Source organism: Streptomyces fradiae (assembly GCF_041270065.1).
In the GTDB taxonomy this organism is placed as follows: domain Bacteria; phylum Actinomycetota; class Actinomycetes; order Streptomycetales; family Streptomycetaceae; genus Streptomyces.
Genome location: NZ_CP065958.1, coordinates 5,874,167 through 5,892,849 on the forward strand (window position 1 = coordinate 5,874,167; position 18,683 = coordinate 5,892,849).

General features: G+C 72.3%; 16 protein-coding genes and 2 pseudogenes. 14 read left to right on the forward strand and 4 right to left on the reverse strand.

Annotated features, from left to right (window positions below):
* The first annotated feature begins 24 nt into the window (after nucleotides 1-24).
* The 6 genes from dxr to JAO84_RS26980 all read left to right on the forward strand — a co-directional run bounded on the left by dxr (nucleotide 25) and on the right by JAO84_RS26980 (nucleotide 7,241).
* Nucleotides 25-1,275, forward strand: a complete 1,251-nt coding sequence (dxr, locus tag JAO84_RS26955; protein ID WP_370415139.1) for a 1-deoxy-D-xylulose-5-phosphate reductoisomerase — start codon at nucleotides 25-27, stop codon at nucleotides 1,273-1,275.
* Nucleotides 1,272-2,576: an RIP metalloprotease gene (locus JAO84_RS26960; RefSeq protein WP_370415140.1), complete on the forward strand. Its 1,305-nt coding sequence runs from the start codon at nucleotides 1,272-1,274 to the stop codon at nucleotides 2,574-2,576. Before dxr ends, JAO84_RS26960 begins: the two co-directional genes overlap by 4 nt.
* A 137-nt stretch (nucleotides 2,577-2,713) precedes the next feature.
* Nucleotides 2,714-3,871, forward strand: coding sequence for a flavodoxin-dependent (E)-4-hydroxy-3-methylbut-2-enyl-diphosphate synthase (gene ispG / locus JAO84_RS26965; protein WP_370415141.1), 1,158 nt, complete (start codon nucleotides 2,714-2,716; stop codon nucleotides 3,869-3,871).
* 130 nt (nucleotides 3,872-4,001) lie between these two features.
* Entirely contained in the window at nucleotides 4,002-4,847 is an 846-nt protein-coding gene (locus tag JAO84_RS26970) for a GNAT family N-acetyltransferase (RefSeq protein ID WP_370415142.1), read from the forward strand.
* 50 nt (nucleotides 4,848-4,897) lie between these two features.
* Nucleotides 4,898-5,440, forward strand: a complete 543-nt coding sequence (locus tag JAO84_RS26975; RefSeq protein WP_370415143.1) for a GNAT family N-acetyltransferase — start codon at nucleotides 4,898-4,900, stop codon at nucleotides 5,438-5,440.
* 97 nt (nucleotides 5,441-5,537) lie between these two features.
* Nucleotides 5,538-7,241, forward strand: a complete 1,704-nt coding sequence (locus tag JAO84_RS26980) for a proline--tRNA ligase (protein WP_370415144.1) — start codon at nucleotides 5,538-5,540, stop codon at nucleotides 7,239-7,241.
* Nucleotides 7,242-7,296: 55 nt separating this feature from the next.
* On the opposite strand, the gene JAO84_RS26985 is transcribed toward JAO84_RS26980, so the two are convergent.
* From JAO84_RS26985 to JAO84_RS27000, 4 genes are all read right to left on the reverse strand, one after another.
* Nucleotides 7,297-8,277, reverse strand: a complete 981-nt coding sequence (locus tag JAO84_RS26985) for a slipin family protein (RefSeq protein WP_370415145.1) — start codon at nucleotides 8,275-8,277, stop codon at nucleotides 7,297-7,299.
* 56 nt (nucleotides 8,278-8,333) lie between these two features.
* Nucleotides 8,334-9,218, reverse strand: coding sequence for an aminoglycoside phosphotransferase family protein (locus JAO84_RS26990; protein ID WP_370415146.1), 885 nt, complete (start codon nucleotides 9,216-9,218; stop codon nucleotides 8,334-8,336).
* A gap of 74 nt (nucleotides 9,219-9,292) precedes the next feature.
* On the reverse strand, nucleotides 9,293-9,709 hold the full coding sequence (locus JAO84_RS26995; RefSeq protein ID WP_370415147.1) for a ferritin-like domain-containing protein: 417 nt from the start codon (nucleotides 9,707-9,709) through the stop codon (nucleotides 9,293-9,295).
* Nucleotides 9,706-10,266 (reverse strand): hypothetical protein, encoded by a 561-nt coding sequence (locus tag JAO84_RS27000; protein WP_370415148.1) that lies wholly within the window; start codon nucleotides 10,264-10,266, stop codon nucleotides 9,706-9,708. The genes JAO84_RS26995 and JAO84_RS27000 overlap by 4 nt, the downstream gene beginning before the upstream one ends.
* A 161-nt stretch (nucleotides 10,267-10,427) precedes the next feature.
* Between JAO84_RS27000 and rimP the strand changes: the two genes are divergently transcribed.
* From rimP to JAO84_RS27040, 8 genes and pseudogenes are all read left to right on the forward strand, one after another.
* Complete coding sequence (rimP, locus tag JAO84_RS27005; RefSeq protein ID WP_370415149.1) at nucleotides 10,428-10,934, forward strand: ribosome maturation factor RimP; 507 nt, start codon at nucleotides 10,428-10,430, stop codon at nucleotides 10,932-10,934.
* 2 nt (nucleotides 10,935-10,936) lie between these two features.
* Nucleotides 10,937-11,938 carry a transcription termination factor NusA gene (gene nusA, locus JAO84_RS27010; RefSeq protein WP_370415150.1) on the forward strand — a complete coding sequence of 334 codons (1,002 nt, stop codon included), beginning with the start codon at nucleotides 10,937-10,939 and terminating at the stop codon, nucleotides 11,936-11,938.
* 101 nt (nucleotides 11,939-12,039) lie between these two features.
* Nucleotides 12,040-12,318, forward strand: coding sequence for a YlxR family protein (locus JAO84_RS27015; protein ID WP_370415151.1), 279 nt, complete (start codon nucleotides 12,040-12,042; stop codon nucleotides 12,316-12,318).
* Between the two features lie 170 nt (nucleotides 12,319-12,488).
* Nucleotides 12,489-15,570 (forward strand): annotated as a pseudogene (gene infB, locus JAO84_RS27020) (translation initiation factor IF-2).
* Between the two features lie 157 nt (nucleotides 15,571-15,727).
* Entirely contained in the window at nucleotides 15,728-16,021 is a 294-nt protein-coding gene (locus JAO84_RS27025) for a DUF503 domain-containing protein (RefSeq protein WP_265864509.1), read from the forward strand.
* Nucleotides 16,022-16,050: 29 nt separating this feature from the next.
* A complete protein-coding gene (gene rbfA / locus JAO84_RS27030; RefSeq protein ID WP_265864508.1) occupies nucleotides 16,051-16,491 on the forward strand; it encodes a 30S ribosome-binding factor RbfA in 441 nt (146 codons plus the stop codon).
* Nucleotides 16,488-17,387 carry a tRNA pseudouridine(55) synthase TruB gene (gene truB / locus JAO84_RS27035; protein ID WP_370415152.1) on the forward strand — a complete coding sequence of 300 codons (900 nt, stop codon included), beginning with the start codon at nucleotides 16,488-16,490 and terminating at the stop codon, nucleotides 17,385-17,387. Before rbfA ends, truB begins: the two co-directional genes overlap by 4 nt.
* A 158-nt stretch (nucleotides 17,388-17,545) precedes the next feature.
* Nucleotides 17,546-17,941: pseudogene (locus JAO84_RS27040) on the forward strand (trypsin-like peptidase domain-containing protein); the annotation flags it as partial.
* Nucleotides 17,942-18,683: the final 742 nt, after the last annotated feature.

Here is an 18,683-nt window from a genome sequence, read left to right on the forward strand (position 1 = left end):
GTCTTTGCGGCAAGAATGGGGGGCATGAGCGACCGCCCCTCTCCTCTCGCCGACCCGCACATCGCCTTCGACGTGTCCGAAGGCCGCCGGGACATCGTCGTCCTCGGCTCCACCGGGTCCATCGGCACCCAGGCCATCGACCTGGTCCTGCGCAACCCCGACCGGTTCCGGGTCACCGCCCTCGCCGCCTCCGGCGGCCGGATCGGGCTGCTCGCCGAGCAGGCGCACCGGCTGAAGGTCCGCACGGTCGCCGTCGCCCGCGAGGACGCGGTCGGCGAGCTCAAGGAGGCCCTGAAGGCGCTCTACGGCCCTGAGCAGCTCCCCGAGATCCTCGCCGGGCCCGAGGCGGCGACCCAGCTCGCCGCCTCGCCCTGCCACACCGTCCTCAACGGCATCACCGGCTCCATCGGCCTCGCGCCGACCCTCGCCGCCCTGGAGGCCGGCCGGACCCTCGCGCTCGCCAACAAGGAGTCGCTGATCGTCGGCGGCCCGCTGGTGAAGGCGCTCGCCAAGCCCGGCCAGATCATCCCGGTCGACTCCGAGCACGCGGCGCTCTTCCAGGCGCTCGCCGCCGGCACCCGCGCCGACGTCCGCAAGCTGGTCGTCACCGCCTCCGGCGGCCCCTTCCGCGGCCGCACCCGCGCCGACCTCGAAGGCGTCACCCGCGAGGACGCGCTCGCCCACCCCACCTGGGCCATGGGGCCGGTCATCACCGTCAACAGCAGCACCCTGGTGAACAAGGGCCTGGAGGTGATCGAGGCCCACCTGCTCTACGACATCCCGTTCGACCGCATCGAGGTCGTCGTCCACCCCCAGTCGTACGTGCACTCCATGGTCGAGTTCACCGACGGCTCCACGCTCGCCCAGGCCACCCCGCCCGACATGCGCGGCCCCATCGCCATCGGCATCGGCTGGCCCGAGCGGGTCCCCGACGCGGCCCCCGCCTTCGACTGGTCCAAGGCCTCCACCTGGGAGTTCTTCCCGCTCGACAACGAGGCCTTCCCGGCGGTCAACCTGGCCCGGCACGTCGGCGAGCTCGGCGGCACCGCGCCCGCCGTCTTCAACGCCGCCAACGAGGAGTGCGTGGACGCCTTCCTCGCCGGAAAGCTGCCGTTCAACGGAATCATGGATACGGTCACCGCAGTCGTCACCGAGCACGGCCGGCCCACCCGGGGAACCTCGCTCACGGTGTCGGACGTCCTGGAAGCGGAGACCTGGGCACGGGCCCGGGCCCGGGAACTCGCGGCGAAGGCAATCGCGGAGGCGCGCGCATGACCACACTCCTGACCGTCCTCGGCATCGTGCTGTTCGCGCTGGGACTCCTCGTCTCCATCGCGTGGCACGAGCTGGGGCACCTGTCCACGGCCAAGCTGTTCGGCATCCGCGTGCCGCAGTACATGGTCGGCTTCGGCCCCACCATCTGGTCGCGGAAGAAGGGCGAGACGGAGTACGGCGTCAAGGCCATCCCCGCCGGCGGCTACATCCGGATGATCGGCATGTTCCCGCCCGGCAAGGACGGCCGGATCGAGGCCCGCTCCACCTCTCCCTGGCGCTCCATGATCGAGGACGCCCGCGAGGCCTCCTTCGAGGAACTCCAGGAGGGCGACGAGGACCGCCTCTTCTACACGCGCAAGCCGTGGAAGCGCGTCATCGTCATGTTCGCCGGACCCTTCATGAACCTGGTGCTCGCCGTCGTGCTGTTCTTCGGCAGCGCCATGGCCATCGGCTTCGAGACCCAGACGACCAAGGTCGGCGGCGTCCAGAAGTGCGTCATCGCCCAGTCCGAGAAGCGCGAGAAGTGCCAGGCCGGCGACCCGGTCTCGCCCGCCTTCGCCGCCGGCCTCAAGGACGGCGACAAGATCGTTGCCTTCAACGGCACCCCGGTCTCCGACTGGAACACCCTCTCCGACCGCATCCGCGCCACCATCGGCCCCGCCACCGTCACCGTCGAGCGCGGCGGACAGCGGATCGACCTCCACCCCACGCTGATCAAGAACGACGTCTACAAGAAGGACGCCGACGGCCGGGTGATCCAGCCGCTGAAGACCGAGCCCGCCGGCTACCTCGGCTTCGCCTCCAAGACCGAGGTGCAGCCGCTCACCTTCGGCCAGTCCGTCGACCGGATGTCCGACCAGCTGCAGGCCGGCGTCGAGTCCGTCATCGCCCTGCCCGGCAAGATCCCCGCCCTGTGGAACGCCGCCTTCGGCGACGGCGAACGCGCGAAGGACTCACCCGTCGGCGTCGTCGGCGCCGCCCGGATCAGCGGCGAACTGATGGCCATCGAGGCACCGCCGCAGACCCGGCTGGTCTTCTTCCTCAACCTCGTCGTCATGTTCAACGTGTCGCTGTTCCTGTTCAACATGCTCCCGCTGCTCCCGCTCGACGGCGGCCACATCGCCGGCGCCCTGTGGGAGTCGATCCGCCGCCACACCGCGCGGATCTTCAAGCGGCCCGACCCCGGCCCGTTCGACGTGGCCAAGCTGATGCCGGCCGCCTACGTGGTGGCGGGCGTGTTCGTCTGCTTCACCCTGCTCGTCCTCGTCGCCGACATCGTCAACCCGGTGAAGCTGACGTAGTGCGCCCGCGCACGCCCACGGCCGGACACCCCCGTGGTGTCCGGCCGCCCGCCGCAGGAGCGGTAATCTCGAAGACCTGAGCTCGAAGACCTGAGCCCGACGCGCCCGATGAACCACACCTTGGGGTTGTACAGCTGATGACCGCGATCTCTCTCGGTATGCCGTCCGTTCCGACCAAGCTCGCCGAACGGCGCAAGAGCCGCCAGATCCAGGTCGGCTCGGTGGCCGTCGGCGGCGACGCCCCGGTCTCGGTGCAGTCCATGACCACCACCCGCACCTCCGACATCGGCGCCACGCTCCAGCAGATCGCCGAGCTCACCGCCTCCGGCTGCCAGATCGTGCGCGTGGCCTGCCCCACCCAGGACGACGCCGACGCCCTCGCCACCATCGCGAGGAAGTCGCAGATCCCGGTCATCGCCGACATCCACTTCCAGCCGAAGTACGTCTTCGCCGCCATCGACGCCGGCTGCGCCGCGGTCCGCGTCAACCCGGGCAACATCAAGCAGTTCGACGACAAGGTCAAGGAGATCGCCAAGGCGGCCTCCGCCGCCGGCACCCCGATCCGGATCGGCGTCAACGCCGGCTCGCTCGACGCGCGGCTCCTCGCGAAGTACGGCAAGGCCACCCCCGAGGCGCTCGTCGAGTCCGCCCTCTGGGAGGCCTCCCTCTTCGAGGAGCACGGCTTCCGCGACATCAAGATCTCGGTCAAGCACAACGACCCGGTCGTCATGGTCAACGCCTACCGCCAGCTCGCCGCCCAGTGCGACTACCCGCTGCACCTCGGCGTCACCGAGGCCGGCCCCGCCTTCCAGGGCACCATCAAGTCCGCCGTCGCCTTCGGCGCCCTGCTCTCCGAGGGCATCGGCGACACCATCCGGGTCTCCCTCTCCGCCCCGCCGGTCGAGGAGATCAAGGTCGGCAACCAGATCCTCGAATCCCTCGGCCTGCGCCCGCGCCGCCTGGAGATCGTCTCCTGCCCGTCCTGCGGCCGCGCCCAGGTCGACGTCTACAAGCTCGCCGAGGAGGTCACCGCCGGCCTGGAGGGCATGGAGGTGCCGCTCCGCGTCGCCGTCATGGGCTGCGTCGTCAACGGCCCCGGCGAGGCCCGCGAGGCCGACCTCGGCGTCGCCTCCGGCAACGGCAAGGGCCAGATCTTCGTCAAGGGCGAGGTCATCAAGACCGTCCCCGAGTCGAAGATCGTCGAGACCCTCATCGACGAGGCCATGAAGATCGCCGAGCAGATGGAGAAGGACGGCATCGCCTCCGGCGAGCCCACCGTCTCGGTCGCCGGCTGAAGCACGGCCAACCGGCCCGCCCACGCAAGAAGCCCCTCCGGCCACGGAGGGGCTTTTTCGTACCCCCCGCACCGGCAGGTGCGGGGGGTAGAGTGCCAGGACCAGCAGAAACCGCACCGGTGAGGCCCTCGTGTTGACGCAATCATCGACGCGGGTCCTCGAACCCGCCGACCTCGGCGCCGCGCTCGCCGTCCTGGAGAGCGCCCCCGTCGAGAACGCCTTCGTCGCCGCCCGCGTCCAGCTCGCCGGGCTCGACCCCTGGCGGCTCGGCGGCGAGATGTGGGGCTGGTACAGCGACGGACACCTCACCTCGCTCTGCTACTCCGGCGCCAACCTCGTGCCCATCTGCGCCACCCCCGAGGCCGTCCGCGCCTTCGCCGACCGGGCCCGCAGGACCGGCCGCCGCTGCTCCTCCATCGTCGGCCCGGCCGGACCCACCGCCCAGCTGTGGCGGCTCCTCGAACCCGGCTGGGGACCCGCCCGCGACGTCCGCGCACACCAGCCGCTCATGGTCACCGAGCAGCCCTCCACGACCGTCCGGGCCGACCCGCTGGTGCGCCGGGTCCGCAAGGACGAGATGGACGTGATCATGCCCGCCTGCGTGGCCATGTTCACCGAGGAGGTCGGCGTCTCCCCCCTCGCCGCCGACGGCGGACTGCTCTACCAGGCCCGGGTCGCCGAACTCGTCGGCTCCGGCCGCTCCTTCGCCCGCATCGAGGACGGCAAGGTCCTCTTCAAGGCCGAGATCGGCGCCGCCACCCGCCAGGCCTGCCAGATCCAGGGCGTCTGGGTCGCCCCCGAACACCGCGGCAAGGGCCTGTCCGAGACCGGCATGGCCGCCGTCCTGAAGTACGCCCTCGCCGACGTCGCACCCGTCGTCAGCCTCTACGTGAACGACTACAACAGGCCCGCCCGCGCCGCGTACCGCCGGGTCGGCTTCGAAGAGGTCGGCGCCTTCATGAGCGTGCTCTTCTGACAGCGTGCTGATGTGACCGGACCATACGACCGGCTTGTAGGGTGCGGCGCATGGATGACACCGAGGTCGTGATCGCGCCGGTCAATCTCGCCGAACGGGTCGACGAGGCCCTCGCCGTCCAGGCCGTCGCCTTCGGCCTCGACGCCGGCGAGGTGGCCGTACGCCGGCACATCGTGCTGCGCCACCTCCTGTGCCCCGGTGCCCTCGCCTACGGCGCCATCACCCCCGGGGGACGGCTCGCCGGCTTCGTCTACGGCATGCCCAACGACCGCACCCACTGGTGGTCCACCGTCGTCGAACCGTATCTGCGGGCCGGCGGCCTCGACGCCTGGCTCGACGACTCCTTCGTCATCACCGAACTGCACGTCCACCCCGACTTCCAGGGGCGTGGCGTGGGCCGCGGACTGATCACCACCATCACCGACCGGTCCGACCTGCCCCGCTCGATCCTCTCCGCGATCGACACCGAGAGCCCGGCCCGCGGCCTCTACCGCTCCCTCGGCTACACCGACCTCGCCCGCCAGGTCCACTTCCCCAGCGCGCCCCGCCCGTACGCGGTGATGGGCGCCCCGCTGCCGCTCAAGCGCCGGTAGGCCGGAAGGCAGGCCGGAGGAACTGATTTCACCTGCCAGGGGCGGCCCGGCTAACCTCGGGGCCATCACCGTCAGTCCCGGCAGGAGTACGAGAACCATGGCCAACGCACCGGTCCAGCGCATGTCCCAGTTGATGGCGAAGACGCTGCGCGACGACCCGGCGGACGCCGAGGTCCTCAGCCACAAGCTCCTCGTCCGCGCCGGCTACGTCCGCCGCACCGCCGCCGGCATCTGGAGCTGGCTGCCGCTCGGCAAGAAGGTGCTCTCCAACGTCGAGCGGATCGTCCGCGAGGAGATGGACGCCATCGGCGCGCAGGAGGTCTCCCTGCCCGCCCTGCTGCCCCGCGAGCCCTACGACGCCACCGGCCGCTGGGACGAGTACGGCGCCGAGCTGTTCCGCCTCCAGGACCGCAAGGGCGGCGACTACCTCCTCGGCCCGACCCACGAGGAGATCTTCACCCTCCTGGTCAAGGACCAGTGCTCGTCCTACAAGGACATGCCGGTCATCCTGTACCAGATCCAGACCAAGTTCCGCGACGAGGCCCGCCCCCGCGCCGGCATCCTGCGCGGCCGCGAGTTCCTCATGAAGGACTCGTACTCCTTCGACCTGGAGGACGAGGGCCTCGCCGCCTCCTACGGGCTGCACCGCCAGGCGTACCAGCGCATCTTCGAGCGCCTCGGCCTCGACTACCGCATCGTCGCCGCCACCGCCGGCGCCATGGGCGGCTCCAAGTCGGAGGAGTTCCTCGCCCCGGCCGAGGCCGGCGAGGACACCTTCGCCGACTGCCCGAACTGCGACTTCGCGGCGAACACGGAGGCGGTGTACCAGGCGGTGAAGCCGGTCGACGGCTCCGCGGTCCCCGCCGCCGAGGAGATCCCCACCCCCGACACCCCGACGATCGAGACCCTCGCCGCCTCCCTCGGCGTCCCGGCCTCCGCCACGCTCAAGAACCTCCTGGTGAAGGTCGACGGCGAGATCGTGGCCGTGGGCGTGCCCGGTGACCGCGAGGTCGACATGGGCAAGGTCGAGGAGCACTTCGGGCCGACGGCCACGGTCGAGCTGGTCACGGAGGAGGACTTCGCGGTCCGCACCGACCTGGTCCGCGGCTACGTCGGCCCGCAGGGCCTGGAGAAGGTGAAGTACCTCGCCGACCCGCGCGTCGCCCCCGGCACCGCCTGGATCACCGGCGCCAACAAGGACGGCATGCACGCGAAGAACGTCGTCGCGGGCCGTGACTTCGAGGTCGAGGAGTACGTCGACGTCGTCGTCGTCCAGGAGGGCGACCCGTGCCCCAAGTGCGGCACCGGCCTGAAGCTCGACCGCGCGATCGAGATCGGCCACATCTTCCAGCTGGGCCGCAAGTACGCCGACGCCCTCAAGCTCGACGTCCTCGGCCAGAACGGCAAGCCCGTCCGCGTCACCATGGGCTCGTACGGCGTCGGCGTCTCCCGCGCCGTCGCCGCGCTCGCCGAGCAGACCGCCGACGAGAAGGGCCTGTGCTGGCCCGCCGAGGTCGCCCCGGCCGACGTCCACGTCGTCGCCGCCGGCAAGGCCCTCCAGACCGAGCTCGCCCTGGAGGTCTCCGACAAGCTCGCCGCCGCCGGCCTGCGCGTCCTGGTCGACGACCGCGCCGGCGTCTCCCCGGGCGTCAAGTTCACCGACTCCGAGCTCATCGGCGTCCCCAAGATCCTCGTCGCCGGCCGCCGCGCCGCCGAGGGCGTCCTGGAACTGAAGGACCGCCGCACCGGCGAGCGCGAGGAACTCACGGTGGACGAGGCGATCGCCCGCCTGTCGGCGTAAGCCACGCGTGAGGGGGGCGGGTCCGGTACCGGACCCGCCCCCTTCGTCGTACCGCTCAGGACCCGCTGTCGTCCTCCCGCGGCGCCGGGTCCACCGGGGCGCCCGCCAGGTCCTCGATGGCGTCGACCGCGTCGCCCCGGCCCACCAGGTACGCGTCCGAGCGCGGCGGCTCGACCGCGGGCGGCTCCGGAGCCTCCGGCGGGACCGGGGGAGGGCCGGTCACAGAAGGGGCGTCGGGAGCGGCTACCGGCGGGGTGGGACGGGAGGAGGTCTCGGAGAGCGGCGCGCGCTCCAGGAAGCGCAGCAGCTCGACCGGGATCGGCAGCACCAGCGTCGAGTTCTTCTCGGCGGCGACCGCCATCACCGTCTGCAGCAGCCGCAGCTGAAGGGCCGACGGCGTGTCGGCCATCTGCCGGGCCGCCTCCGCCAGCTTCTTCGACGCCTGCAGCTCCGCGTCCGCGTTGATCAGCCGCGCCCGCCGCTCCCGGTCCGCCTCCGCCTGCCGGGCCATCGAGCGCTTCATCGTCTCCGGCAGCGACACGTCCTTGATCTCGACCCGGTCGATCTGCACGCCCCAGCCGATGGCCGGCGAGTCGAGCATCAGCTCCAGGCCCTGATTGAGCTTCTCCCGGTTCGACAGCAGGTCGTCCAGGTCGCTCTTGCCGATGATCGACCGCAGCGAGGTCTGCGCCATCTGCGAGACGGCGAACTTGTAGTCCTCCACGCGGATCAGCGCCTCCGCCGCGTCGACCACCTTGAAGTAGACGACCGCGTCCACCCGCACCGTCACGTTGTCCCTGGTGATGCCCTCCTGGGCCGGCACCGGCATCGTGACGATCTGCATGTTCACCTTGTGCATGCGGTCCACGCCCGGAACGATCATGTTGAAGCCCGGCTTGCGCACGTCCCCGCGCAGCCGCCCGAAGCGGAACACCACCCCGCGCTCGTACTGCTTCACCACCCGAGCCGCCGCAGCCGCGTACACGCCTACGGCCGCGGCCGCCCCGACGACCGCCATCAAGACTTCCTGGATCATCACGGCCCCCTGACAAAGGGATACAGAAAGGGTATTCCCCTCAATCGGGCCGCGACTCACAGCCAGCCGGCGAACTCCAGGAGCAGTTCCGCGTCCGTCCGCCGCCCGGCGGTGAGCGCGCGGGTCGCGGACTCCACGGCACGGAACAGCGTCCAGCCGCGCAGCCGGTCCCGGTCCAGCTCCAGGGAGTCGGCCAGCTTGTTCACCCGCCGCCGGGCCGCCGAGGCGCCCGCCGACGCGGCCACCAGGTCCTCCACCCGGTCCCTGACCAGCCGCGCCAGGTCGTACGCCCGCTCGCCGACCAGCGGCTCGGGACCGACCGCGAGCCACGGCGCCCGGTCACCGGCCAGCACCTTGCCCTGCCGGAACTGCCCGTGAAGGAGCAGCGCCTCCGCGGACCCCGCGAGCAGCTCGCCACGGGCCTCCAGGGCGGCCGCGACAAGGGCCCCGGCCTCCGGATCCGCCCGGTACGCCTCCATCGGCGCCGCCTGGCGCGCGGTGCGCTCGGCCACCGACTCGAAGCCGTGCCCGGCGGACGGCTCCACCCACAGCTTCCGCACGGTGTCGGCGGCCTCCAGGAGCGCCTTCGCCTCCGGCAGCGAGCGCAGCGACACCTCCGGCTGCAGCCGCTCCAGGAGCAGCGCCCCGGCCGCCGGCTCCCCGAGCAGCCGTACGGCGCCCCAGCCGTTCCAGTGCGCCAGCGCGTCCCGCTCCAGGTCGGGGCGGGCGAACGCGGGCGCCAGTTTCACGACGCCCTCGGGCACGAGCACGACGAGGCTGCTGCGCCCGCCCGGGGCCACCACCCGTTCGGCGGCCAGACCGGACCGGTCGAGGGTGTCCTGGGCGAGCTCCGGGAGCGCCTTCAGCCATTCAGCCGCGGCAGCGTCCCCGTACGTCTCGCCGAGAGCCCGCACCAGTCGCTGCGGCGGTTCGAAAGCCATGCGTGCGTTGATTCCTTCGTCTCCTGCGGTGCGGCGAGCTCCTGGATAGCGCCGCTATCCAGGAGTGCGGCCTGTCAGGCCCGCTCGGCGAGCCCAGGAAAGGTTACGTCGCTGCCGCGCCAGCGGACCGCCCGCACCGCCGCCTCGCGCAGCGCCGCCGCCGCGTCTCGGCGCAGCGGGCCGTCGGCGGAGCGCACCAGGTCGGAGTAGACGCCCGCGACCCGGTCCTCCAGGACGGCGGCAAGCCGGACCGCGGCGGCCGGGTCCGGGACCTCGAACGGCAGCGCGTACCCGGCCGCCGCGGCGACCGGCTCGCCGCCCAGGTCGCGCACCGTGCGCCGGAGCGCGTCGCGCCGGCCCCGGTGGGCCTGGTGGGCTTCGGCGGCCTCGGCCCGCCGGCCGTCGCCGACCCGGGCGCCGACGACCCCGTAGCCGTACACGGCGGCGTGCTCGGCGGCCAGCGCGGCCTGGGCCGCTTCGAGCGCGCTCATCCGCGGCCCCCTTCGGTCGGCTCGGTGAGCAGATAGGCGTGGGCGGCGCCGGCCGCGGCGACGGAGGCGAGCAGCCGGGCGTACTCGGGCGGCGCGGTGAGCAGCGTGGCCGTGTGGGTGTCGGCGGTCGCCCGTACGGCGGCGGCGAGGTCCTTGAGCGCGGCCGCCGGTTCGGCCGGCACCCGGATGAGGGCCAGTGACCGGGAGGGGGAGGGAGAGGGGGACGCGGTCCCGGAGGCGGTTCCGGACGGGCCGGGCGCCGGGGCGGTGCCGCCCTCGGCCAGCGCCTTCGCATGGGCCGCCGCCGACGCCCGCAGCGGCGCGAGCCGGGCCGCGAGCGAGGGGTGGCCGTCGATGACGGCGTCGTACCGCACCACCAGGTCCCGGCCGGCGGTCGCCGAACGGCGCCGCAGCGCCGCCTCGGCGGCGGCCGCACGGTCGGCCGCGGTCGGCCGTCGCGGGCCGCCGCCGGAATCGCCGGACGTGCAGCCGGCCAGTGCCCCCGCCGCGCCCGCGGCGCCGGCGGTCAGGAGCGCGCGCCTGCCCAGGGTCGTCACGCCTCTCCTCCCTCAGGTGTTCGAAAACCTCGAAGATCGCCGCAGGCGAGCGTACCCGCGGTCCCCCGGCCGGTGGACGGCAACACACTCCGGGACCGGATACCCTTTGATCTGACACGCGACGAACCCACAACAGCACACGCGGCCGAGGAGTCACCCGGATGAGCACCACCCAGAACGAACGGCTGCGCGGTCTTCTGGAGCCGCTCGTTCACGCGAAGGACCTCGACCTCGAGGAGATCGAGCTGTCCCGGGCCGGGCGCCGCGGACTGCTGAGGGTGATCGTCGATTCAGACGAGGGCGTCGAGCTGGACGCCTGCGCGGAGCTGAGCCGCGTCATCTCCGAGAAGCTCGACGAGACCGACGTGATGGGCCAGGGCGAGTACGTCCTCGAGGTCAGCTCCCCGGGCGCGGACCGCCCCCTCACCCAGCACCGTCACTACGAGCGTGCCATCGGCCGTCTGGTCAAGCTGCAGCTGAGCCCCGAGGCGGGCGGCGGCGAGCTGGTCACCCGGATCCTCGCCGTGGACGAGGACGGTCTGGACACCGAGGTGCCGGGCGTGAAGGGCCGCAAGGCCACCGCCCGCCGGGTCGGGTTCGCCGAGATCGTCAAGGCGCGTGTCGAGATCGAGTTCAACCGCAAGGACAAGAAGGAAGAGGAGGCGTAGCCGTGGACATCGACGTGAAGCTCCTGAAGGGCTTGGCACAGGAGAAGGAAATCTCCTTCGAGATGCTGGTCGAGGCGATCGAGTCGGCCCTCCTCATCGCCTACCACCGCACCCCCGACGCCCGCCGCCACGCGCGCGTGGAGCTGAACCGGCAGACCGGTCACGTGACGGTGTGGGCGAAGGAAGACCCCTCCGAGCTGGAGGAGGGCCAGGAGCCCAAGGACTTCGACGACACCCCGTCGGACTTCGGCCGGATCGCGGCGAGCACCGCCCGCCAGGTCATCCAGCAGCGGCTGCGGGACGCCGAGAACGACGTCACCTTCGGCGAGTACGCGCGCCGCGAGGGCGACATCGTGGCCGGCCAGGTGCAGCAGGGCAAGGACCCGAAGAACGTCCTCGTCAAGCTGGACGACAAGCTGGAGGCCATCCTTCCGGTGCAGGAGCAGGTGCCGGGCGAGGACTACACGCACGGTCTGCGGCTGCGCACGTACGTCGTCCGGGTGGCGAAGGGCGTGCGCGGTCCGTCCGTCACCCTCTCGCGCACCCACCCCAATCTGGTGAAGAAGCTGTTCGCCCTGGAGGTGCCGGAGATCGCCGACGGTTCCGTCGAGATCTCCGCCATCGCCCGCGAGGCCGGCCACCGCACCAAGATCGCCGTTCGTTCCACCCGTTCGGGCCTGAACGCCAAGGGCGCCTGCATCGGCCCGATGGGCAGCCGGGTGCGCAACGTGATGGCCGAGCTGCTCGGCGAGAAGATCGACATCGTCGACTGGTCGGACGACCCGGCCGAGCTGGTGGCCAACGCGCTCTCCCCGGCGCGGGTCTCCAAGGTCGAGATCGTCGACCTGGCCGCCCGGTCCGCCCGGGTGACGGTGCCCGACTACCAGCTGTCGCTCGCGATCGGCAAGGAGGGGCAGAACGCCCGTCTGGCCGCGCGGCTGACCGGCTGGCGGATCGACATCCGTCCGGACACCGAGCAGCAGGGCGACGCTGCCGCCCAGTAGCACGGCGGCCCGGTCCCGTACCGGCACTGATCCTTTTTGGCCAACGACTGTTCGATTTTTGCCCCGAACGGGTGAGGTCGGTACGGGGAGGTAGACTTAACGTGTCTGGCCGGACGCATGCCCGCGTGTGCCCTGAGCGAACCTGTGTGGGATGCCGGGAGCGAGCGGCCAAGGACGAGCTGCTGCGGATCGTGATGAATAAGGACGAGTGCGTTCCCGATCATCGCGGTACGCTGCCCGGCCGGGGTGCGTATCTGCACCCCGCCTCGGTCTGTCTCGACCTGGCGGTGCGCCGCCGGGCGTTCCCGCGGGCCTTCAAGGTCCCGGGTCCGCTCGACACCGCGGCGCTTCGCACGCACGTCGAGCAGGCCGCACCGTAGATGAAGTACGGAAGTACTGCACAAAAGATGTACGGCACGGAACACCGTGCGGTCAGGTACCTCGCGAGTTGGAAGTAGGTCGAGATTGCGATGAGCACTCGATGAGTACGCGATGAGTACGCCCATGAAGTAGCAACGGTCCGGCGGTAACCGGACCTAAAAGGAGCGAAGTGGCTAAGGTCCGGGTATACGAACTCGCCAAGGAGTTCGGTGTGGAGAGCAAGGTCGTCATGGCCAAGCTCCAAGAACTCGGTGAATTCGTCCGTTCGGCGTCCTCGACGATCGAGGCGCCGGTCGTGCGCAAGTTGACTGATGCGCTGCAGGGTCCCGGCGGCAACGCCGGCAAGACCGCAGCAAAGCCGGGTGCCCCCCGTAAGGCGGCGCCCGCCCCCAAGCCCGCGGCACCGGCTCCGGCCGCCGCGGCCCGTCCCGCTGCCCCCAAGCCCGGCGCCCCGGCCCCCAAGCCGGCCCCCGCCGCGCCTGCGGCCCCGGTCACCCCGGCCGCGCCCGCGAGCAGCACTCCCTCTCCGGCTCCGGCCGCGTCGGGCCCCCGCCCGGGTCCGAAGCCCGCGCGCCCAAGCCGGCGCCCGCCGCCCCGGCTCCGGCCGCCCCGGAGTTCACCGCGCCCCCGTCGGCCCCGGCCGCCGGTCCGCGCACCGGTGGTGCCGCCCCCGGCGTCCCGCTGCCCGTCCGGGCCAGCAGGCGCCGCGTCCGGGTCAGCAGGCTCCCCGTCCCGGCGGTCAGCAGGCCCCGCGTCCGGGCGGTCGCCCGGCCGGCCCGCGTCCGGGCAACAACCCCTTCACGTCCGGTGGCTCCACCGGCATGGCGCGCCCGCAGGCGCCCCGTCCGCAGGGCGGCGCCCCGCGTCCCGGCGGCCCCGGCGCGCCTGGTGGCGCCCCGCGTCCGCAGGGCCCGGGCGGCGTTCCCGGCGCCCCGCGTCCCCAGGGCGGCGCTGCGCGCCCGACCCCGGGTGGCATGCCCCGTCCGCAGGCCCCGCGTCCCGGTGGCGGCCCCGGCGGCAACCGTCCGAACCCGGGCATGATGCCGCAGCGTCCCGCTGCCGGCCCGCGTCCCGGTGGCGGCCCCGGCGGCCGTGGCCCCGGTGGCCCCGGCGGTCGCCCGGGTGGCAGCGGCGGTCGTCCCGGCGGCGGCTTCGCCGGCCGTCCGGCCGGTCCCGGCGGTGGCGGCGGCGGCTTCGCCGGCCGTCCCGGCGGTCCGGGTGGCGGCGGCGGTCGTCCCGGTGGTCCCGGTGGCGGTGGCGGCGGCTTCGGCGGTCGTCCCGGCGGCTTCGGCGGTCGTCCCGGTGGTCCGGGTGGCCGTGGTGGCACGCAGGGCGCCTTCGGTCGTCCCGGCGGTCCCGCGCGTCGCGGTCGCAAGTCGAAGCGGCAGAGGCGCCAGGAGTACGAGGCCATGCAGGCCCCGTCCGTGGGCGGCGTGATGCTGCCTCGCGGCAACGGCGAAGCCATTCGCCTGTCGCGCGGTGCGTCCCTCACCGACTTCGCGGAGAAGATCAACGCCAACCCGGCGTCGCTCGTCGCGGTCATGATGAACCTCGGCGAGATGGTCACGGCCACGCAGTCCGTCTCCGACGAGACGCTGCAGCTCCTCGGCGACGAGATGAACTACCAGGTTCAGATCGTCTCCCCCGAGGAGGAGGACCGTGAGCTGCTCGAGTCCTTCGACCTCGAGTTCGGCGAGAACGAGGGCGGCGAAGAGGCCCTGGTCTCCCGTCCGCCGGTCGTGACCGTCATGGGTCACGTCGACCACGGTAAGACCCGGCTCCTCGACGCGATCCGCAAGACCAACGTGGTCGCGGGCGAGGCCGGTGGCATCACCCAGCACATCGGTGCCTACCAGGTCGCGACCCAGGTCAACGACGAAGAGCGTCGCATCACCTTCATCGACACCCCGGGTCACGAGGCGTTCACCGCCATGCGTGCCCGTGGTGCGAAGTCGACCGACATCGCGATCCTCGTGGTCGCGGCCAACGACGGCGTCATGCCGCAGACGATCGAGGCGCTCAACCACGCCAAGGCCGCCGGCGTCCCGATCGTCGTCGCGGTCAACAAGATCGACGTCGAGGGTGCCGACCCGGTCAAGGTCCGCGGTCAGCTGACCGAGTTCGGTCTGGTGGCCGAGGAGTACGGCGGCGACACGATGTTCGTCGACATCTCCGCCAAGCAGGGTCTGCACATCGACTCCCTGCTGGAGGCCGTCGTCCTCACCGCCGACGCCTCGCTCGACCTCCGGGCCAACCCGGACCAGGACGCGCAGGGTATTGCGATCGAGTCCCACCTCGACCGCGGCCGCGGTGCCGTCTCGACCGTCCTCGTCCAGCGCGGAACGCTGCGCATCGGCGACACGATGGTCGTCGGCGACGCGTACGGCCGTGTCCGGGCGATGCTCGACGACAAGGGCAACAACGTCGAGGAGGCGACCCCGTCGACTCCCGTCCTCGTCCTGGGTCTCACCAACGTCCCGGGTGCCGGCGACAACTTCCTGGTCGTCGACGAGGACCGCACCGCCCGCCAGATCGCCGAGAAGCGCGCCGCGCGTGAGCGCAACGCCGCCTTCGCCAAGCGCGTCCGCCGGGTCTCCCTCGAGGACCTCGACAAGGTGCTCAAGGCCGGTCAGGTCCAGGAACTCAACCTCATCATCAAGGGCGACGCGTCCGGTGCGGTCGAGGCCCTGGAGTCCTCCCTGCTCCAGCTCGACGTCGGCGAGGAGGTCGACATCCGCGTGCTGCACCGTGGCGTGGGTGCGGTCACCGAGTCGGACATCGACCTGGCCATGGGCTCCGACGCCATCGTCATCGGCTACAACGTCCGTGCGGCCGGCCGTGCCGCGCAGATGGCGGAGCGCGAGGGCGTCGACGTCCGGTACTACTCGGTCATCTACCAGGCGATCGAGGAGATCGAGGCGGCGCTCAAGGGCCTCCTCAAGCCCGAGTACGAAGAGGTCGAGCTCGGTACGGCGGAGATCCGCGAGGTCTTCCGCTCGTCCAAGCTGGGCAACATCGCCGGTGTCCTCATCCGCTCCGGCGAGGTCAAGCGCAACACCAAGGCGCGCCTCATCCGCGACGGCAAGGTCATCGCCGAGGACCTCACCATCCACGGTCTGCGCCGCTTCAAGGACGACGTCACCGAGATTCGTGAAGGCTTCGAGGGCGGTATCAACCTCGGAAACTACAACGACATCAAGATCGACGACGTCATCGCGACGTACGAGATGCGCGAGAAGCCGCGCGTGTAACACGCGAGGCCGAGCCGCGAGGCTCAGGTCGGGGCCGGTCGGCGGAAAGTATTCCGTCGATCGGCCCCGGCCGTTGCGTGTACGGTTTTGATGTTCCCCCGCCGGGCGTGCGCCCGGTGGGACGTCGAACCCGAACCGGCGGGACATCCGGCACCGCATGTACGTGGGGACTCTGTCCTTCGATCTGCTCCTCGGCGACGTTCATTCGTTGAAGGAGAAACGCTCCGTCGTCCGGCCCATCGTCGCCGAGCTCCAGCGCAAGTTCTCCGTGAGCGCGGCCGAGACCGGCGACCAGGACCTCCATCGCAGGGCCCTCATCGGGGTCGCGCTGGTGTCCGGGGACGCGGGGTTCGTGTCGGACGTGCTCGACCGCTGCGAGCGGCTGGTCGCGGCCCGGCCCGAGGTGGAGCTCCTTTCGGTGCGCCGAAGGCTCCACACTGATGAAGACTGAATGAGCAAGGCAAAGAAGGAGACGGACCAGTGGCCGACAACGCGCGGGCGAAGAAGCTGGCGGACCTCATCCGGGAGGTGGTCGCCGAGAAGCTGCAGCGCGGCATCAAGGACCCGCGCCTGGGTACGCACGTGACCATCACGGACACCCGCGTCACCGGTGACCTGCGGGAGGCCACGGTCTTCTACACGGTCTACGGCGACGAGGAGGAGCGCGTGAGCGCCGCCGCCGGCCTGGAGAGCGCCAAGGGCATCCTGCGCTCGGCCGTGGGCAAGGCCGCGGGCACCAAGTTCACCCCGACGCTCACCTTCGTGGCGGACGCCCTCCCGGAGACCGCCAAGAACATCGAGGACCTCCTCGACCAGGCGCGCGCCTCCGACGCCAAGGTGCGGCAGGCGTCCTCCGGCGCCACCTTCGCCGGTGACGCCGACCCCTACAAGAAGCAGGGCGAGGACGAAGCCGCCGAATGAGCACTGTTGGAAAGACGCCCGATGGTCTTGTCGTCGTCGACAAGCCGTCGGGCTTCACTTCGCACGACGTCGTGGCCAAGATGCGCGGGATCGCCAAGACCCGCCGCGTCGGTCACGCCGGCACGCTCGACCCCATGGCCACGGGCGTCCTCGTCCTCGGCGTGGAGCGGGCGACCAAGCTGCTCGGTCACCTCGCGCTGACCGAGAAGGAGTACCTGGGCACCATCCGCCTGGGCCAGACCACCATCACGGACGACGCCGAGGGCGAGATCACGGCGTCGGTCGACGCGTCGAAGGTCACCCGCGAGCAGATCGACGCCGGCGTGGCCGAGCTCACCGGCGACATCATGCAGGTGCCGTCGAAGGTCTCCGCGATCAAGATCGACGGCAAGCGCTCGTACGCGCGCGTGCGCGGCGGCGAGGAGTTCGAGATCCCGGCCCGGCCGGTCACCGTCTCCTCGTTCCAGGTGTACGACGTGCGCGAGGCGACCGCCGAGGACGGGACCCCGGTCGTGGACCTGGTGGTCTCGGTGGTGTGCTCCTCCGGTACGTACATCCGGGCGCTCGCCCGGGACCTGGGCGCCGGACTCGGCGTGGGCGGCCATCTGACCGCGCTGCGCCGCACCCGGGTCGGCCCGTACAAGCTGGACAGCGCCAGGACCCTGGACCAGCTCCAGGAGGAGCTGACGGTCATGCCGGTCGCCGAGGCGGCCGCGGCGGCGTTCCCGCGCTGGGACGTCGACGAGAAGCGGGCCCGGCTGCTGCTCAACGGCGTACGCCTGGAGATGCCGGAGTACCCGAAGGGGCCGGTCGCCGTCTTCGGGCCGGACGGGAAGCTGCTCGCGCTGGTCGAGGACCAGCGGGGCAAGGCGAAGAGCCTGGCCGTCTTCGGCTGAGCTGCCTGAACCCCGAGATGGGGCGGACACGCTGGTGTCCGCCCCATCGCCGTTTTTCACCCCATCGGGGAAGCGCTCGAAGCGAACCCGGGGGTGCGAGGGGGCGCGTTCGTCCGACGCGCTTCACCCGGGGATCACCGCCGACCTACGGTCGACCCATGGGGAGCGGGGACCTGGGGACACTGGTGCGGATCGAGGATCCGGCCGGGCGGTCACTCGGCACCGGATTCCTCGCCGACCACCGCGGCACCCTGCTCACCGGCCACGAGGTCGTCGCCGGCCACCGCAGCATGGTGCTCCGCGCCCCCACCGGACCGCCGCGGCCGGTCACCGACGCCGACGTCACCCCGCTGCCCGCGCAGGGACTCGCCCTGGTCCGCTGCCCCGGCATCGCCGCCCGCCCCCTGCCGCTCGCCACCCGCCCGGACCTGGAGCCCGGCCGGTACGTCCGGATCAGCGCGTACGGCTGGCGCGAGGCCCGGGTGCTCGGCGGCGGCACCGGCCCCGCCCTCGAACTCGCCATCGGCACCGAGGGCGCCGAGGCCCTCCTCGACGGCGGCCCGGCCGCCGGCGGACCCGTCCTCGACCCCGCCACCGGGGCCGTCCTCGCCGTCCTCGGCACCGCCGCCCACGGCGACCGGCGCGCCGCCGGACACGCCCTGCCGGTGCCCGCCACCGGCCCGCTCGCCGCGCTGCTTCGCCGCAACGCCACGACCGTCCCCTGCTACGGCCGCCACCTCAACCTCGGCGCCGTCCTGGAGCTCACCGGCACCACCACCGGCACCTCCGAGGACCTGCCCGAGCCGCGGGTCCGCGACGAGGCCGGCACCGCCGTGCTCGCCGTCGTCGGCGCGCCCGGCACCGGCCGCAGCACCGCCCTCGCGGGCCTCGCCGCCGCCCGCGCCCGCGGCCCCGAACCCGCGCCGACCGTCTGTCTGCGCGGCGCCGACCTGCACGCCGACGACCCCTCGCTCGCCGCCGCCGTCGGCCGCGCGCTGCGCCGGGCCGGCCGGGTCGCCGCCGCCTCCGGCACCCCCGGCGAACCGGAGAGCGTCACCCCGGAACAGGCCGCCGCGCTCGCCCGGGACGCCGGCCGGCCGCTGCTCGTGCTGCTCGACGGGCCGGAGGAGATGCCGCCGGTGCTCGCCCACCGGCTCGGGCCCTGGACCGCCGCCACCGAGGAGTGGCTGGCCGCCCACGGCGCCCGACTCGCCCTCGCCTGCCGCCCCGAACACTGGGAGCAGGCCCGCACCCACTACACCGCCCCGCCCGCCGTCGTCCTGCTCGGCGACCTCA

Bases quoted from the DNA above. Each gene is read 5' to 3' on its own strand.
- JAO84_RS26975 (WP_370415143.1), top strand. From the start codon at position 4,898: ATGGATGACACCGAGGTCGTGATCGCGCCGGTCAATCTCGCCGAACGG.
- JAO84_RS26980 (WP_370415144.1), top strand. From the start codon at position 5,538: ATGGCCAACGCACCGGTCCAGCGCATGTCCCAGTTGATGGCGAAGACG.
- JAO84_RS26985 (WP_370415145.1), bottom strand. From the start codon at position 8,277: ATGATCCAGGAAGTCTTGATGGCGGTCGTCGGGGCGGCCGCGGCCGTA.
- JAO84_RS27025 (WP_265864509.1), top strand. From the start codon at position 15,728: ATGTACGTGGGGACTCTGTCCTTCGATCTGCTCCTCGGCGACGTTCAT.
- JAO84_RS26995 (WP_370415147.1), bottom strand. From the start codon at position 9,709: ATGAGCGCGCTCGAAGCGGCCCAGGCCGCGCTGGCCGCCGAGCACGCC.
- ispG (WP_370415141.1), top strand. From the start codon at position 2,714: ATGACCGCGATCTCTCTCGGTATGCCGTCCGTTCCGACCAAGCTCGCC.
- JAO84_RS26990 (WP_370415146.1), bottom strand. From the start codon at position 9,218: ATGGCTTTCGAACCGCCGCAGCGACTGGTGCGGGCTCTCGGCGAGACG.
- rimP (WP_370415149.1), top strand. From the start codon at position 10,428: ATGAGCACCACCCAGAACGAACGGCTGCGCGGTCTTCTGGAGCCGCTC.
- truB (WP_370415152.1), top strand. From the start codon at position 16,488: ATGAGCACTGTTGGAAAGACGCCCGATGGTCTTGTCGTCGTCGACAAG.
- dxr (WP_370415139.1), top strand. From the start codon at position 25: ATGAGCGACCGCCCCTCTCCTCTCGCCGACCCGCACATCGCCTTCGAC.
- JAO84_RS26960 (WP_370415140.1), top strand. From the start codon at position 1,272: ATGACCACACTCCTGACCGTCCTCGGCATCGTGCTGTTCGCGCTGGGA.